Source organism: Paenibacillus jilunlii (assembly GCF_900102965.1).
Lineage (GTDB): Bacteria > Bacillota > Bacilli > Paenibacillales > Paenibacillaceae > Paenibacillus_AQ > Paenibacillus_AQ jilunlii.
Map to the genome: position 1 here is coordinate 1 of NZ_FNGM01000036.1, position 16,305 is coordinate 16,305.

At 54.1% G+C, this 16,305-nt stretch carries 8 protein-coding genes; all 8 read left to right on the plus strand.

Annotation, left to right across the window (positions count from 1 at the left end):
• Positions 1–673: acyl carrier protein (locus tag BLQ82_RS30860; RefSeq protein ID WP_244281075.1), on the plus strand; the 673-nt coding region annotated here is incomplete at its 5' end.
• Positions 670–5,391, plus strand: a complete 4,722-nt coding sequence (locus tag BLQ82_RS30865) for a type I polyketide synthase (RefSeq protein WP_074648846.1) — start codon at positions 670–672, stop codon at positions 5,389–5,391. The genes BLQ82_RS30860 and BLQ82_RS30865, both read left to right, overlap by 4 nt.
• Positions 5,392–5,415: 24 nt before the next feature.
• Complete coding sequence (locus tag BLQ82_RS30870; protein ID WP_062525424.1) at positions 5,416–6,507, plus strand: hypothetical protein; 1,092 nt, start codon at positions 5,416–5,418, stop codon at positions 6,505–6,507.
• A gap of 48 nt (positions 6,508–6,555) precedes the next feature.
• Complete coding sequence (locus BLQ82_RS30875; protein ID WP_062525422.1) at positions 6,556–7,638, plus strand: Gfo/Idh/MocA family protein; 1,083 nt, start codon at positions 6,556–6,558, stop codon at positions 7,636–7,638.
• A complete protein-coding gene (locus BLQ82_RS30880) occupies positions 7,635–8,582 on the plus strand; it encodes an ROK family protein (protein ID WP_062525420.1) in 948 nt (315 codons plus the stop codon). The genes BLQ82_RS30875 and BLQ82_RS30880 overlap by 4 nt, the downstream gene beginning before the upstream one ends.
• A complete protein-coding gene (locus tag BLQ82_RS30885) occupies positions 8,575–9,756 on the plus strand; it encodes a DegT/DnrJ/EryC1/StrS family aminotransferase (protein ID WP_062525418.1) in 1,182 nt (393 codons plus the stop codon). Before BLQ82_RS30880 ends, BLQ82_RS30885 begins: the two co-directional genes overlap by 8 nt.
• Positions 9,757–9,782: 26 nt before the next feature.
• Entirely contained in the window at positions 9,783–14,078 is a 4,296-nt protein-coding gene (locus tag BLQ82_RS30890) for a non-ribosomal peptide synthetase (RefSeq protein ID WP_062525416.1), read from the plus strand.
• A 44-nt stretch (positions 14,079–14,122) separates the two neighbouring features.
• Positions 14,123–16,305: non-ribosomal peptide synthetase (locus tag BLQ82_RS30895; protein WP_143013598.1), on the plus strand; the 2,183-nt coding region annotated here is incomplete at its 3' end.

Consider the following 16,305-nt stretch of genomic DNA (forward strand, 5'->3'; position numbering starts at 1 on the left):
CTGGCCGCTGTGGCAGGAGGTGGGGATGGCCCAGGCGTATGAGGTCGATAACCGCCACAGTGTGTTTGAGAGCCTCACGCCCCGGCAGGGTGCGGCCATTTACACTGAGCTGCTACAGGCGGGCAGAAGCCGGGTGATCGTGGGCCAACTGAAACGCCAGCTTACCCGGGAAACTGTCGGACAGAGCCTGATGAATGATTATGTGCTGTCGGATACATTGGCGAGCGCCTTCCGCACCCGTATGGAGCATCAACAGGAGGAGGCCGGGCGGCAGGTTTCGGAACATTTTCCTGTACACATTCTTGACAAGGATGAAGCGGAGCTGTCCGCCACCGAAAGAGAAGTCGCCATGATCTGGGCACAGGTGCTTGGTGTCGATGAAATTGGCTTATCTGCCAAATTCAATAATATGGGCGGCAACTCCATCCTTGCCGTCGATTTATTCAGGCGGCTGGAAGCCAAGTACGGCAAGATCGTGAATATCTCGGATGTGTTCACTTATGCAACCATTGCCGAAATGGCGGATTACCTGGATACAAGGCAGCAACAGCAGAATGGGACATCTGCAATAGAACCATCGACACTGGCCTTATTGCAGCGCTTAGCGAACCAGGAGATTTCAATGAACGAAGCCCTTGAAACGTACAAAACGAAATCAGGAGGCGTGTCATGACAGCAGCAGAAAAACTGATTTTCGAACTGGTAGCCTCCCAAAAGCTGACCCCAAACGATGCTGCCATATTATTGGAGCATCAGCAGAAGCATGAAGAACCGGTGAAGGAAAAGGAAGTTGCCATTATCGGCATGGCCGGCAGATTTCCGAAAGGGGAAGATCTGGGACAATTCTGGGAATGCCTCCAGCAGCAAAGGAACGGTATCGGTGATTTTCCCGATTCCCGGGTCCGCGATTGCATCGGTGAAGGCCTGGTGGACGAAATAGAGGCAGATCAATTGTTTTTTAAAGGCGGGTACCTGGAGCGGATCGACCAGTTCGATCCTTCTTTTTTTCAACTCTCTCCTGCCGAAGCTAAATTCATGGACCCGCTGCAAAGATTGATGCTGGAGGCTTCTTATCAGGCCATAGAGGATGCAGGTTATGATTACAAAGATTTAAGCGGGACGAATACCGGCGTCTATATCGGTACGGACCACACCTGGGGCCAATGGTACAGAGACAATGCTGCAGAACAGGATCCGCTGCTGTTATCCGGCACGTGGTCGGCCATTCTCTCAAGCCGGATTTCCTATGGACTGAATCTGAAAGGCCCCAGTCTTGTAATCGATACCTCTTGCTCCTCCGGCTTGGTAGCCGTTCATGAGGCCTGCCGGGCCATTCAGTCGGGTGTGTGCAATCTGGCTATCGCCGGGGGCATTCACATCAATTACAGCCCGGTGAAAAACCCGATGCTTGATCTTGTCGAATCGCAGGATTCTCTTATCCGGACTTTTGATAAGCAGGCGAACGGCACAGTTTGGGGTGAAGGAGTGGGGGCCGTCATTCTCAAACCGCTGCAGCAGGCCATCCGGGACCGGGACCCTATCTACGGGGTCATCAAGGGGAGTGCAGTGAACAACGATGGAGCTTCAGACGGCATCACGGCCCCGAGTGCCCGCGCACAGGAAGAGGTTATTTGCCAGGCCTGGCAAGAGGCCGGAATCGATCCGCAGACGATCTCTTATGTGGAGGCGCACGGCACTGGAACCCAGCTGGGAGATTCCATCGAGATTGATGGCCTCACCAAAGCTTTTTCACGCTACACCCGGAAAAAGCAGTTTTGTGCGATTGGCACGGTAAAAACCAACATCGGGCATACGGTAGGCGCGTCGGGGCTGGCTTCCTTGCTGAAAGTAATGTTGGCCTTTCAGCATCAGAAGCTTCCGGCCAGTCTTAATTTTGTTGCGGCGAATCCCTTTATCGATTTCTTTGCATCCCCCGTTTATGTGAACGACCGGCTTCAAGATTGGAAGGCAACGGAGACTCCCCGGGTAGCCGGAATCAGTTCGTTTGGCTTCAGCGGGACCAACTGCCATATGATCGTGCAGGAAGCGCCGGACATCCTGAAGCTGACAGAGAAGCGCGATCAGGCACCGCTGTATTTACTTCCGTTATCGGCAAAAGACGATCAGGTGCTCTTAAGGCTGGTGGATGATTACACCGGCTATATCTCCCGTCATGCCGGGATCAATCTGCAAGACCTATGCTACACAGCCAGTACGGGCCGCGGGCATTATAACCATCGTTTGGTCATCCTCTTCACCGGATATGCGGACCTGCTTCAGAAACTGGAGCACCTGCAGAAACACAGTCTCGCTTCCGACCAGGACGTTCTCTGCCAAAGTTATGAGGTGACGGTGCACGGCGGGACAACGCCGGATGAGCCTGGACCGGTTAGAAGGCTGACAGAACGGGAGAAACAATCCTTAACGCTTCAGGCAGAACGGTTGTTGAAATCGTTGGCCCTCCCGCAGGAGGGGCCGGCTTCCTATCGTTCCATAGGAGAGCTATATGTCTCAGGGGCGGCCATAGATTGGAACCTGATGTATCAAGGTTTACCCTGCCAGCGGTTGAACCTGCCGGTCTATCCGTTCCACCGCATCCGGTGCTGGGCAGAGAAACGCGGTCAAGGGCATCCGCAGCATTTGCATCTGCAACAGGTGCCAGGGCATCCGCTGCTTCGCGGGAATGTCTGTGAAACTTCCGGGCAGGTGGTATATACCGCAACATTCTCAGCAGCAGCGGACTGGGTGCTGCAGGAACATCAGATCGGCAGGGAGTATGTGCTGCCCGGTACGGCGTACATCGAGCTGCTGCTGGAGATCGGGAGGCAGCAGGGCGGGCGGTCTGTTATCAAGCATCTCGCTTTTGTGCAGCCGTTCTCGATGCAGGAAGAAGACGACACTCATGATCTGCAGATCATCGTGAGCAATGGCGAGGACGACCGCGAGTTTTATATCGAGAGCAAGGACCGGGCAGATGGTACCTGGCGTAGGCACGCAGAGGGAAAATTATGCCGCCCTTCCCAGGACCGCAAGCCGTACGACCTCCCTGCGCTATTGGAAGCCTTCCACACTTATCCGAAGATAACGGGCGTCGAAACCAGCGGAGGTTATATTACCACCGGAGCCAGATGGAACAATATCAAAGAGCTGAGGGCGGGGGCAGAGGAATGTCTGGTTGCCGTCGGACTTGGCGATGCGTTTCGGGAAGAGGCCGATCAGTACCATTATCATCCGGCAATGCTTGACAATGCGGTCAATATCGCCATCCGCAGCATCGATGACCAGCTGTATCTGCCTTTTTATTATCAGGAAATCCGGGTCTATGGCCGGATTCCCGCCGACATTTACAGCGTAGTGAGAAGGCAGGACCGGGGGCAGGGCCATCAGACGGCAACCTTTGATATTGACATCCTGAATCCGGCGGGGGAGGTGCTTGCCGAAATTGAGGGCTATACGATCAAGCAAGTGCAGGCCCAAGGACCGGCAGGGATGTATTACGAAAAGGATTGGGTGGTGCAAGACGGTACCCCCTCCCCCGATGCTGACAGCAACGTTTCCCGGGAGACGGTCGCAGTCTTCACAGGAGAGGGAGAAATTGCAGACCGGCTCCTGGAGCAGATTCGTGCACAGTATGGACAGGTGATAGAAGTTTCCGGCGGGGAAGTGCAAAGCCGGGAAGACTATCAGCGGTTATGGGATCGTCTGCAAGCCGGGAATGTGGGAACCCTTATTCATCTGCTGAGCCTCACGGAACGGGAGATTACAACGGAGGCGGAGCTGCATGAGGCTGGAGAGCGGGGATTTTACAGTTTGTATTCCCTGCTGGACAGCCTTTTTGTGCAGCCTTCTTCCGGGGACCTGAAGCTTGTTCTCGTCTGCGACGGGGCGAATCAGGTCACGGGAGAGGAAGCGGTCCTGCGTCCGCATCACGGATGCTTGCTTGGACTGGGCAAGGTGGCGCGGGAGGAATTTCCCCGGGTGCACATCCGCCTTGTGGATGTCGACGGACTCACCCCTCCGGGCAGGATTGTGAACGAATTCAGCCTCCGGGAAGCGCCCTATCAGGTAGCGTACCGGAACGGGCAGCGTTATGTGGAGCGGCTGCGGGAGGCAGTGCTTGAGCCGGATGAAGGGCATTCGCCCATCCAAGAGGGCGGGGTGTATGTCATCACCGGCGGGACCGGGGGCCTGGGGCTGGAAATCGGGAAGCAGATGAGCCGGACGAACCGGGTCAAGCTTCACCTCATCGGCCGCCGGGAGCTGCCTGGGCGTGAAGATTGGGCAAAGATCGTCGCGGCAGGAGCCGGGGAGCAGCGCATCCGCCAAATCGCAGCGATTCAAGAGATGGAGCGAAATGGAGCCGAGGTGCAGATCCATGCCGCAGATGTCGCGGAGGAAGGGCCAATGCGCAGCCTGCTGGAGCGGATACGCAGCGGATCGGGAGCCATCCGCGGCGTCGTTCACGCAGCGGGAGTGGCCGGAGAAGGGCTGCTGGTCCGGAAGACCGCCGGGCAAATCCGGGAGGTCCTGTCAGCCAAGGTAGCCGGAACGTGGGTGCTGGATCAGCTTACACGGGAGGATGAGCTGGATTTCTTCATGATGTTCTCCAGTATGAACACGGTGACCGGGGGAATCGGGCAGAGCGACTATGTAGCAGCGAACAGCTATCTGGATTTGTACGCCGACTGGATGAGGAAGCAGGGGAGGAAGGGGATCACGGTCAACTGGCCGCTGTGGCAGGAGGTGGGGATGGCCCAGGCGTATGAGGTCGATAACCGCCACAGTGTGTTTGAGAGCCTCACGCCCCGGCAGGGTGCGGAAATTTATGCCGGACTGCTGCAGGCGGGCCGGAGCCGGGTGATCGTGGGCCAACTGAAACGCCAGCTTACCCGGGAAACTGTCGGGCAGAGCCTGATGAATGATTATGTACTGTCCGAGAGCTTGAACAAGCAGCTGAGAAAATCCCTGCACAATGCGCAGAAGCTTGCCGGGATGCCAGACCGGACAGAGATCATCATTAAGGATGCGAATCAGCTCCAAATGACCCGGAGTCATAAAGAAATCGTGCAAATTCTGGCAAGGGTGCTGGACGTGCAGGAGTTGAGCATTTTTGCCAATTTTGAGGACCTGGGCTGGAATTCCCTGCTTGCGGTGCGGCTTCATAAGGAACTGGATGCGGTTTTCCCTGGCCTTTTTGCCATCTCGGATGTCTTTTCCTACCCTACGGTTCACGACATGGCTGCATTTCTGGAACGCAAGAGAAACGTTCCGCACAAACGGGAGATGACCATCGAACAAGTTATGAGCGATTTGGAGAACGGAATTATTACGGCGGAAGAAGCAGAGGCGTTGATCAAGGAGATCAGTGAGACCGTAGAGAGAAAGCTGTAGACGGAATAGTGGAGGTGAACCGTATTGAAAAAGTTTTCACTCCAAGTGGAGCCTTTTAATGGAACATGGATGGATTGTGTGAGTAACAACCTGATCTCCATCCTGATGGTGCATGACAGAAACTTTGAATATGCGCCCTGTCTGGCGAAGGCAAGGTACCGGTTATTTTCACATGACAACAGTAATGAGAGCATAGAGTTTCCTCCCGGCAGCAGCAACATTGTCACGCCGCTTCTTGATATGGTGAGGACGCTCGATTTCTCTCCCTATCTGGACTATGAAACCCTAACGCCGGATAAAGAGGACTCTGTTCATCAGATCATCAAAGACTGCCTGCACAGGGGCTTTTATATCTTTGCCGATGTGGACCGTTTCTATTATCCCTCCGGCGTTGATGCAGGCAGGAATCATCTTAAGCACCCCGCTTTTATATATGGCTACAATGACGACGCGGACGCCTACCTGCTGATTGAAGATTGCATACAGCCAAGTACAATGGAGAGTTACCTGCTCCCTTATGACCGTTTTGACGAGGCAATCGCTGCTGCCGGGGCCGGGACAGGCACCTACCATCTCGTATTGGTCCGTAAAAAGGATCAGGAGCTGCAGTTTTTTACCAGCTATACGAAGGAGCAGATTTGCGGCAGCTTGGAATTTCTTTTACAAGAGGAGCAAGGCCCGTTTATAGATCACGTAATGCCTTCAGCAGATACTGGAGTAACGGTGTCGTATGGACTGTCTGTGATCCGGGATTTTGCGGATACGCTGGAACAGCGGTTGCTGGGCATTCTCAAGGATGATTTTGAATACAGGGCGTTGGCCATCAAGAATCCATACTATTACCGCAGGTCAACGGTTCAATTGCCGTTTCTCTTTTATCGGAAAAACGGGCTTGATGAACGGCGGTTCCAAAGTCTGACGGATGAATACAAAAAGCTGTGCAATGATTGGAATGTTTATGGAAACACCCTGATTAAGTATTATTACAAACTCAAATATATGAAGGACTTGAACTGGATGGCCCAGAGTGAAATGGACGCATTGAAACGGCTGCTCGCCAAGCTGTACGACAAGGAAAGAGACTTAATAGACAAAACAAGGTCAGTCCTGGCCTAATCCGGCTTTCCCAATGACATTTGTCCCAAACAAGAGAGGATGAGAGCAGTGTCCAATACAAAAGTTGTTTCCATTGGAATGATCGGAGCAGGCTGGGTTGCCGAGCATGCTCATCTCCCCGGTTTTTTATCGCTGGAGGGCGTATCCATTGCGGCCGTTTATGATCCGGATGCGTCCCGGGCCGCTCATTTGGCTGAACAGGCAGGCGCCAAGGCGTGCACCAGCCTTTCTGATATCGATGAGATCCCATTAGATGCTGTCCTTGTGTGCACGCCCAATCACACGCATTACGAACTGGCCAAGCACTTTCTGCAGCAAGGAATCCATGTTCTGTGCGAGAAGCCTATGACCACAACCGCGGAAGAAGCCGGCTCATTGCGAAGGATCGCTGAGTCTTCTGGGGCTGTACTGTTAATGGGATTCGTGAACCGTTACCGGGACGATATTCGTGAATTGCGCTCCAGAATCACATCGGGGCAGATCGGAGATGTGCAGGTATGTGAGGTCATATGGCGCAGAAAAAAAGGGATTCCCCGCCCCGGGAGCTGGTTTACGCAGCAAAAGCTGTCTGGAGGAGGTGTGCTTATTGACCTTGGCAGCCACATGATTGACCAGATGCTCTTTCTGACGGATGCCCCCGATCCGACTGCTTGTCTGGCTGGCCTCCATTCCCGGCCGGTTCAGCAGGGGGATTACTCCAACTGGCTCGGCAGTGCCGAATCAGTGACGTTAGAGGTTGAAGATACGGCTATAGGGATGATTCAATTTGCCGATGGAATGCTGGGCCGGATTCATGTGAGCTGGCAGGATGATGTGGAGGGGGACTTTGTGGAGATCCACCTGAAAGGCAGTAAGGGCAGCCTGAGCCTGCGAACCCTGTTTGGCTTCAGCGATCAGGGCTTGTACAAACAGCCTTCCTTGCAGTTCACCCCTGCGGGCCAAGCATCAGAGTGGTTCAAGTTCCCGCGGAAAAGTGATGTGCTCATAGATTTCCGGCGCCAAGCACACCATTTCGTGGAGTGCATCCGGGAGTCTAAGCAGCCTGACATCTCCGCAGGGGATGGGGAAAGGGCCATCCGGCTGATTCAGCTCCTCTATCAATCTGCACATAAGGGGCTTGTTGTCACATGACAGCTGCTCTTGTCTCAATCGATATGGGAGGCTCGGCGGCGAGGCTGGCCATCTTCGACAGGAATAGCATGACAATGGAGGATTCCGTCAGAATTGACCTGGGACCTGAGACGGAACCGCTTGAAGCGGTCTCGCAGATCGCCAGTGTCATCGGCAGATGGGAGCAGAATCGGAATGAGGTAATTCACACTGTGGTGGCCGGTCTTGCAGGACTGCACGATGCGGCTGGAACAATCATCACTTGGCCGAACCGCCCCGCCTGGAACGGGTTTCCTTTTCGTGATGCCTTCACAAGCGCAACAGGCAAGCCCATTATTCTGTTTGATGATGCCAATTTGGCGGCTATGGGCGAATACCGCTTTGGATTGACCCATCCGGTGAATCCGCTGCTGTATGTAGTAGTGGGGACAGGGATTGGCAGCGCCCTGGTTTTGCAGGGAGATGTATATAAGGGGGCAAGGGGAGCCAGTGGTGAACTAGGCCACATTACGGTGGACCCCAACGGGGAGCCTTGCCCTTGCGGCGGATTCGGCTGCTTGCAATTGTATGCGTCCGGGAGAGCGATTGAGCGTATAGCGGCGGCCAAAGGCTTGCCCATTACCAAAGCAAGCGATGTGTTCCGCTTGGCTGCACATGGAAATGAAGCGGCCCGGATCATCATTCAAGATTCGATCAGGCTGCTTGCCATCGCGATTGCCAATGCTGTCCGCTTGCTCGACCCGGTTTCGGTGGTGGTAGGCGGCGGAATGGTGAGCAGGTTTCCTGAAGCGTATCGTTCCTTGGAGAAGGCCGTCCAGCATTTCCTGGGAACCTTGCCGCAAAAAAACGTACAGGTATCACTGTCTGCCCTCGGAGACGACGCTGCGCTTTGGGGCGGTCTTGCGTATGGCCTGCAACAAGTATCCATAAAAAACAAAGAAATGGAAGGTGTTCACAATGAGTAACCTGACAAACCGGTTTCCAAACTGGCCAATGGCCACCGAGAGTGAAGAAAAGGAACTGCTGGAAACGCTCTACAGCAATCAATGGTGGCGTATGACAGGGACGAAGGTGAAGGAGTTTGAACGGGTATTTGCAGAAATGCATGATGCCAAGTATGCACTGGGCGTGACAAACGGTACCAACGCGATCGACCTTCTCCTTAAGAGCTTCAAGGTAAAAGAAGGCGACGAAGTCATTGTTCCTGCATTTACGTTCATCTCCACAGCATTGCCGGTGATGAGTCTTGGGGCCATCCCGGTTCCCGTAGATATTGATCCCGGCACTTTTTGCCTTGATCCGGAGAAAGTGCGGGAAGCCGTCACCGGGAGAACGGTGGGCATCATTCCCGTTCATATGGCCGGCCATCTATGCGATATGGACCGCCTGCAGGAAATTGCCGACGAGTTCAATCTGTTTATCATGGAAGACGCTTGCCATGCGCATGGCGGAGAATGGAAGGGTAAACGTGCCGGCAGCATAGGTGATGCAGGGGTTTTCAGCTTCCAGCAATTCAAGCTGATGACGGCCGGGGAAGGCGGGGCGCTCATCACCAATTCCCAGGAGCTGTATGATCAAGCCTTTCTGTATCACAATGTAGGGCGTCCCTTTGGCGACAAAAAATATCAGCACCTCGTCGAAGGAACCAATTACCGTCTCTCCGAATTTCAGGCGGCTGTCCTGCTTCCCCAGGCAGGACGTCTCGCCGAACAAAACCAACGGCGTGAGCGCAACGCGAAGATTCTAAATGAGGAGATCCAAAACATCGAGGGGATCGTTCCGCAGAGCCGCCTGGAAGCATGTACGCTTCATACACATTACATGTACATGTTTTACTACAATCCGGGGAAATTCGGCGGGATCAGCAGAGAGCGGTTTGTTGAGATGCTGAATGAGCAAGGAATCCCTGCATATATTGCCTATGCCCAAATCCACGATACGCCGATTTTCAAAGAGTTCGCCGCTAACCTGGACGACAGCTACTCCTTCCCGAATCAACTGGATTGCCCGGCCTCCAAGAAGGTAGCGGAGGAAGTCATTTGGATTCATCACCGTGCCTTGCTGGGGGATGAGGAGGCGACGAGAGGAATTGCGCAGACGATCCGTGAAATTCAAGCGGGTGTTGCAGCGAGAATTTAAGCGGTCTATAAGGAGGAATTCTGACTATGCATCGAACGATCCAGACCCCTAGGGATGAAATCGAAGAAAAGCTCAAAGCGGTTTGGAGAGAAGTCCTTCAAATCGGTGAGGTTGGGATAAACGATCATTTTTTCGAAGTGGGCGGCCATTCATTAAAAGCCTTAGAGCTTGAGGTCAGAATTGGAATCGAGTTCGATACCGAAATCTCCTTGGAGAATATTTTTGGACACCTGACAATCAAGGAGCTTGCTGACTATATTTGCAGTTCAGAGAAAGACAAGCTCTCAATCATTAAGCCTGCCTCAGAAAGAGCCTATTACCCGGTTTCCTGGACACAAAAAAACATGTATTTCTCCGCGGCCAGTGATATAGAGCAGTATGTCATGGATATGCGCAAGCTGGATGGTGACATTGACCCGGACGATCTAGAGCAGGCCTTCTACACGATCATTAAGCGGCACCGGTTGCTGCGGACTACATTCGAGATCAGAGATGAGGAAGTCGTGCAAATGGTGCATGACGAATCCGCGTGGTTCCGGATCAAGTTCTGGGAAGCGCCTCAGGAGAAAGAACGGCAAGAGGCATTTATCCGGAATTGTGTGGGGGAGCTCAATCGGCCGTATTCGCTCCAGGAGCTTCCTCTTTTTCGCATTGGCCTTATTCGCGTGCCCAGCCAGGGCTGTCTGCTGCTTATCCATTTCCATCATATTATCTTCGATGCCTATTCCATTAAGCTGGTGTATCAGGAATTGGAATGCATCCGGCAGGGAAGGCTGCTGCCGCCTCTCCATCTGCAATACGCCGATTATTGCCTATGGCAAAAGGAACTGGAAGCAACGGAGGAGTATGAGAAAAGACGGGCCTTCTGGCTGGATATGTTTGCCGGCGAACATCCGCAGTTGAATTTACCGTTGGACCGGCCGCGCTCCAATCGTTTGGTATCGGCTTACGGAGTCCGGAATATTCGTCTGAAGCGTGAGCTTATTGAACAAATCCATAATACAGCTACCCGATATCAGGCCACTCCGAGTATTTTTTTGACCGCCGTGTATGGATTATTTCTCTCTAAATATACTTCTCAGTCCGATATTTCGCTCGGTATACTCTCCTCGCGCAGATACAGCGGATTAGAGAACAGCATCGGTGTGTTTATTCGTCCGGTCCCCATCCGGTTTCAGGTGGCTGCGGATCAGACCTTTTCCAGCTATCTGGAGCGGGTGAAGAAACAATTCATCGGCGTGCTTGAGCATCAGGAATGCGATGTCAATGAAATGGAGGAAGAGATTTGCCGCCGGAAAGGGTTCTCCAGGACAGAACATCCGCTGTATCGTGTCTCATTAAATTTTCATACAGAGCTGGAATCGATATTAGAATCACTTATCCCTGAAGAAGAAGATGTGCTGCAGACCCGGAATACGCTGGATATCGCCTGCGGTTTCTACATGCTCGATACCGGAGAAGCTTGCCTGAATATGGAATACAATCTTGAGTTGTTTGATCCCGGCACGATAGAGCGAATGGGAGACCACTTTATGGGACTGCTGCAAGCGGTCCTGTCAGAACCGGAGCGTAACGTAGGCCGGTTCAGTCTGCTGTCACAGGAAGAGCAGCACCAAATAATGCATATATTTAACGATACCGCCTCAGAGCTTGTTGTAGAGCAAACCTTGCAGGCGATATATGAACAGCAGGTTGAGAAAGCTGGAGATAACATTGCAGTCAAGTATAAGGACCGCTCGCTCACGTACCGGGAACTGAACCAAAGATCCAACCAACTGTCACGGGTGCTGGTGGATAATGGTGTGGGTGCCGGTTCGGTTGTCGGCCTATGGTTGGAGCGGTCCCTTGAGATGATGGTCGGCCTCCTGGCGATTCTGAAAGCAGGGGGAGCATACCTGCCGCTGAGCCCGGACTATCCGCCGGATCGGGTGTCATTTGTGTTGGAGGATAGTGAGGCCAGAGTTGTGCTTATTGATTCGGCAACCAGGATGGACGGCGTGAAACCGGAATGTCTGTGGCTCAATATCCAAGATCCGGCGCTCTACCAGGGAGACGATACCAATCCCGCACCGGGAAGCGGGCCCGGGGATTTGGCATACATCATTTATACCTCCGGCTCTACCGGGACACCCAAAGGGGTCATGGTCGAGCATCGTTCCGTGATCAACCGGATTGCCTGGATGCACAGGCAGTTTCCGATCGGCGAAGCGGACTGCATCCTCCAAAAGACACCCTATACCTTTGATGTTTCCGTTTGGGAGCTTTTCGGCTGGTATTATAACGGGGCCAGCCTTTGTTTTTTGCCGCCCGGTATGGAAAAGGACCCTGACATGATCTTGACAACGATTGCCCGTGAACAGGTTACGCTCGTACACTTTGTGCCCTCCCTGCTGAACGGCCTTCTTTCCTATATGAAACCGCGAATGGCAGCGGAGGGGGAGCGGCTGTCCAGTCTGCGTTACCTGTTCGTCAGCGGTGAAGCGCTTCTTCCCGGCACCGTGAACCTGTTCAATCAGACCCTCTTTCCGGCCAACACCACCAGGCTGATCAATCTATACGGCCCGACGGAAGCCACTGTGGAGGTCTCTTGGTTTGATTGCTCCGCAGATGCCGGGGAAAGTGATCCCCGTAACCTCATCCCGATCGGGAAACCCATTGACAATATCCGCTTGTACATCGTTAACGGGGAGGATGATCTGCAGCCCATCGGAATTCCCGGCGAACTGCTTATTTCCGGAATTGGCGTCGCACGCGGTTATGTGAACCGCGCCGGTCTGACGGCGGACAAATTTGTTCAGGACCCTTGGATCAAAGGCAATCGAATGTACCGGACAGGCGATTTGGCCCGTTGGATGCCGGATGGGAATATCGAATACCTGGGCAGAATGGACGAACAGGTGAAAATCCGCGGGGTGCGCATCGAGCTGGGGGAAATCGAAAATACAGCGCTCCAATGGCATGAGGTGGGGGCTGCAGTTGCAGCCGTCAAGGAGCTCAGTGCCGGGGATCAGGCGCTTTGCCTGTATTATGTGCCTAGGCACGGGCTGGACTCCGGGGAGTTGAGAAGCTATCTCGTTAAGAAGCTTCCGCGGCTGATGGTGCCGGATTATATCATGGAGGTTCCGAAGATTCCGCTCAATTCCAGCGGAAAAGCCGACAGGAAGCTCTTGCCGGTACCGGAGATTGGAGCCAATCAGGCCGGAGATGATCTGCCGGCAGATGAGATCGAGCATAAGCTGGAAGAGATTTGCCGGGAAGTGCTGCATCTAGCAGCGGTTGGCGTCCGTACCAATCTGTTTTCGGTTGGAGCCAATTCCCTGAAGATTATCCTGATGGCAGCCAGAATCCGTCAAGAGATGGGGATAGATCTTCCGGTGAGCGAAGTTTATACGAAACAGACGATTGCTGAAATAGCGGCATGCATCCGGACTGAGGTTGCGCAAGCGCCATTGAACAGTGAACATGATCTGATCTTGATTCATAAGGGGGCGCCGGGGGCTCCTTTTCTTTTTTTTATTCACGATATCAGCGGAAGCATCGACGCTTATTTCGGGCTTGCGGCCCGCCTGGGTGACAAATATACCTGCTACGGTATTCCAGCGGAGATCACCGGCTATCCATGGCGGCATGGCGCCACTGTGGAAGAACTTGCTAAATCCTATCTTGGCAAAATCAAAAAAATTCAGGAAGACGGTCCGTACTCGCTGGCCGGCTGGAGTTTGGGCGGCCTGCTGGCGTATGAGATCACCCAGCAGATTGAAGCTGAAGGCGATGAGGTGAGCATGCTCGCCTTGATTGATTCCTCCCACCCGGGAATGCACCGGCATCTGCAAACACCCGATGAAGCAGAAGTTGAAAGCTTCAGGCTGCAGCTGGAGGAAGCACTGCCTGCTTTTGAATGGATAACCGGGCTGAGGGATGAAACGACATTATACGGTTTATACAAGAAGCTTGCCCGGCACATGGAAGAAAGCGGCCTTGGCTATGAGGCACTTGAAACGCTGGTCCCTGTGGAAATTATGCGGGCCATTCCGGCGTATGCGCAGCGCAACACAAACGACTTCTACCATTATGTGAACCTGTTTCTCGACCTGCAGAATGCCTATGTTCATTACAATCCGGTGCGGAAGGTATTCGCACAGGCGTATTTGATTAAGGCGGCAGAATCAAGAGGGGTCGAAGCGAACGGTTGGAATGCATTTTTTTACCGTCCCGTCATCTTCCGGGAAGTTGAAGGCGATCATTATTCGGTCTTCAGAGAACCGGATCTAGCCGGTTTAGCTGAAGTCTTTGAAACTATAGGTGTTCAGGATACAGAGTAGCGGCAAAAGCGTATGCCTATTTTACCGCCAAAGGAGCGCGAATCATGAAACAGGAGCCTTCAGGTGTTGGCCATACAGAGGAACTTTTGCGAATGCAGCCCGGACAATCGGCGTCTGATGGGCAAATTGGCGAATACTGGCATCATATTATAGGCAACGGCACGCAGGCGTTAAATATGCCTTTGGATTATGTCCGTCCGGCTGCCAGAAGCTTTGCAGGGGAGGTTGTCATGCTCCGGACAAGCAGGGAGCTTGCATGCAGGCTGGAGCGCTTAGCGGAAAGCGAAGCGGTATCTGCCGAGACCGCGCTGCTTGCATGCTACATCCTGCTGCTCTCTAAATATTCAGGACAGGATACTATTTGTGTCGGATGGGCTTGCGGTTCGGTTCAGCGGTCCGGCTGGGGAGGAGGCTCAGGCCTCACCGTTCTGGCGGGGCAAGTGGATTGGGCTGCAACTTGGCGGGAGTATGTAAATCATATTCAAGCTATTTGTGTAGAGGCCAGTAATCCCCGGCACATCCCTTATGCCGAAGTGGTGAAGAGGCTGGAGCTTGACCGTGATCCGGGCAGAAATCCCCTGTTCGATGCCTTATTCCAGACGGGCGTTGCCGAAACCGGTTTGGATAAATATGATTTTGCATTGATGCCCGAAAGGGCAGAAGATGGAATTCTACTGAAGCTGGAGTACGATACTGCCCTATTCTCCCAAGGTTCAATGGAGCGGTTCCTTCACCATTATGTGAATATCGTGGAGCATATGGCGGGTAACCTGGACCGGCGGCTGTCGGAGATTGATATGCTGTCGGTAGCCGAGCGCAAGCGGCTGGTTCATGAATGGAACGATACATCGATTCCCTATCCTTACCGGAAGAGCATCGCCGGGCTGCTGGAAGAGCAGGTTCTGAAGCGCCAGGAGGCGATTGCAGTTTCGCTGGGAAGCCGGCACTTGACCTACCGGCAGCTTCACGAGCAGTCCAACCGCATCGCGCATGCGCTGCACGCGAAGGGAATCGGGGAAGAGGAAGTTGTAGCCGTCATGGCGGAGCGGTCCCTGGAGCTGGTGGCGGCTTTGCTCGGGGTGCTCAAGGCGGGAGCGGCCTACACTCCCGTTGATCCCGATTATCCGGCAGAGCGGCTCCGTTACTTGCTGCGCCATTCCCGTGCGAAGCTGCTGCTGGTTCAGCATAAGTTCAGGGACCGCGCGGCGGAAGCCGAAGCTGATGCGAAAACTGAAGCCGAAGTCGAAGCTGATGCTAAAGTCGAAGGGAAGGCCGAAGCTGGTGCTAAGGCCGAAACCGAAGCTGAAACCGAAGTCGTGTCCGTCGAGGACCTGCTGGCGGCGGAGTTTCCAACCGGAAACCTGCCGCTTGCCTACCGGCCCGAGCGCTTGATGTACGTGCTCTATACGTCAGGCTCGACAGGGAATCCGAAGGGGGCCATGATCACTTCGCATTCGTTTGTTAATCTGCTCCACTGGTACACGCGGGAGTTCGCTTTTACCGAGAAGGAGCGCATCCTGCAAATTGCCTCAGCCAGCTTCGATCTGGCGCAGAAAAATCTGTATGCGGCGCTGGTGGCCGGCGGACGGCTGGTGCTGTTCGAGCCGGGCCTGTACGATTATGAGCACATGGCGGAGACCATCGAACGGGAAGGCATTACGGTTATTAACTGCACGCCCAGCGCATTCTACCCGCTGGTGGAGTGTGCGGCAGACGGCGATTACCGCCAACTGGGAAGCTTGCGCGCAGTGTTCCTCGGCGGAGAACCGGTCCATATGACCAAGCTGGGACCCTGGCTGCGCAACGGACAGTGCCGGGCAGACATCATTAACACCTACGGCCCGACCGAGTGTACGGATATCGCCTCCTATTACCGCCTGCGCACTGAAGACTGGACGGGCGGGGATGAGCTGCCCATCGGCACACCGATTGACAACGTGCGGCTGTATGTGGTGGACTCAGAACTGAAGCTTGTCCCTGAAGGCGTGGAAGGGGAGCTGTGCATCGGGGGCGCCGGGGTGGGGCGCGGCTATTATCATGCGCCAGAGCTGACGAAGGAACGCTTCGTGCACAGCGCGGACCTGCCGGAAGAGGCGGTGTACCGGACCGGGGATATCGTGAAGCGGCGGCCGGACGGCAATATCGTGTTCATCGGGCGGGTGGACCACCAGGTGAAGGTACGGGGATTCCGCATTGAGATTGAGGAGATTGAGCGGAAGCTGCTGGA

Excerpts from the sequence above, each read along its gene's own strand:
- BLQ82_RS30865 (WP_074648846.1), top strand. The coding sequence starts at position 670 with ATGACAGCAGCAGAAAAACTGATTTTCGAACTGGTAGCCTCCCAAAAG.
- BLQ82_RS30880 (WP_062525420.1), top strand. The coding sequence starts at position 7,635 with ATGACAGCTGCTCTTGTCTCAATCGATATGGGAGGCTCGGCGGCGAGG.
- BLQ82_RS30885 (WP_062525418.1), top strand. The coding sequence starts at position 8,575 with ATGAGTAACCTGACAAACCGGTTTCCAAACTGGCCAATGGCCACCGAG.
- BLQ82_RS30890 (WP_062525416.1), top strand. The coding sequence starts at position 9,783 with ATGCATCGAACGATCCAGACCCCTAGGGATGAAATCGAAGAAAAGCTC.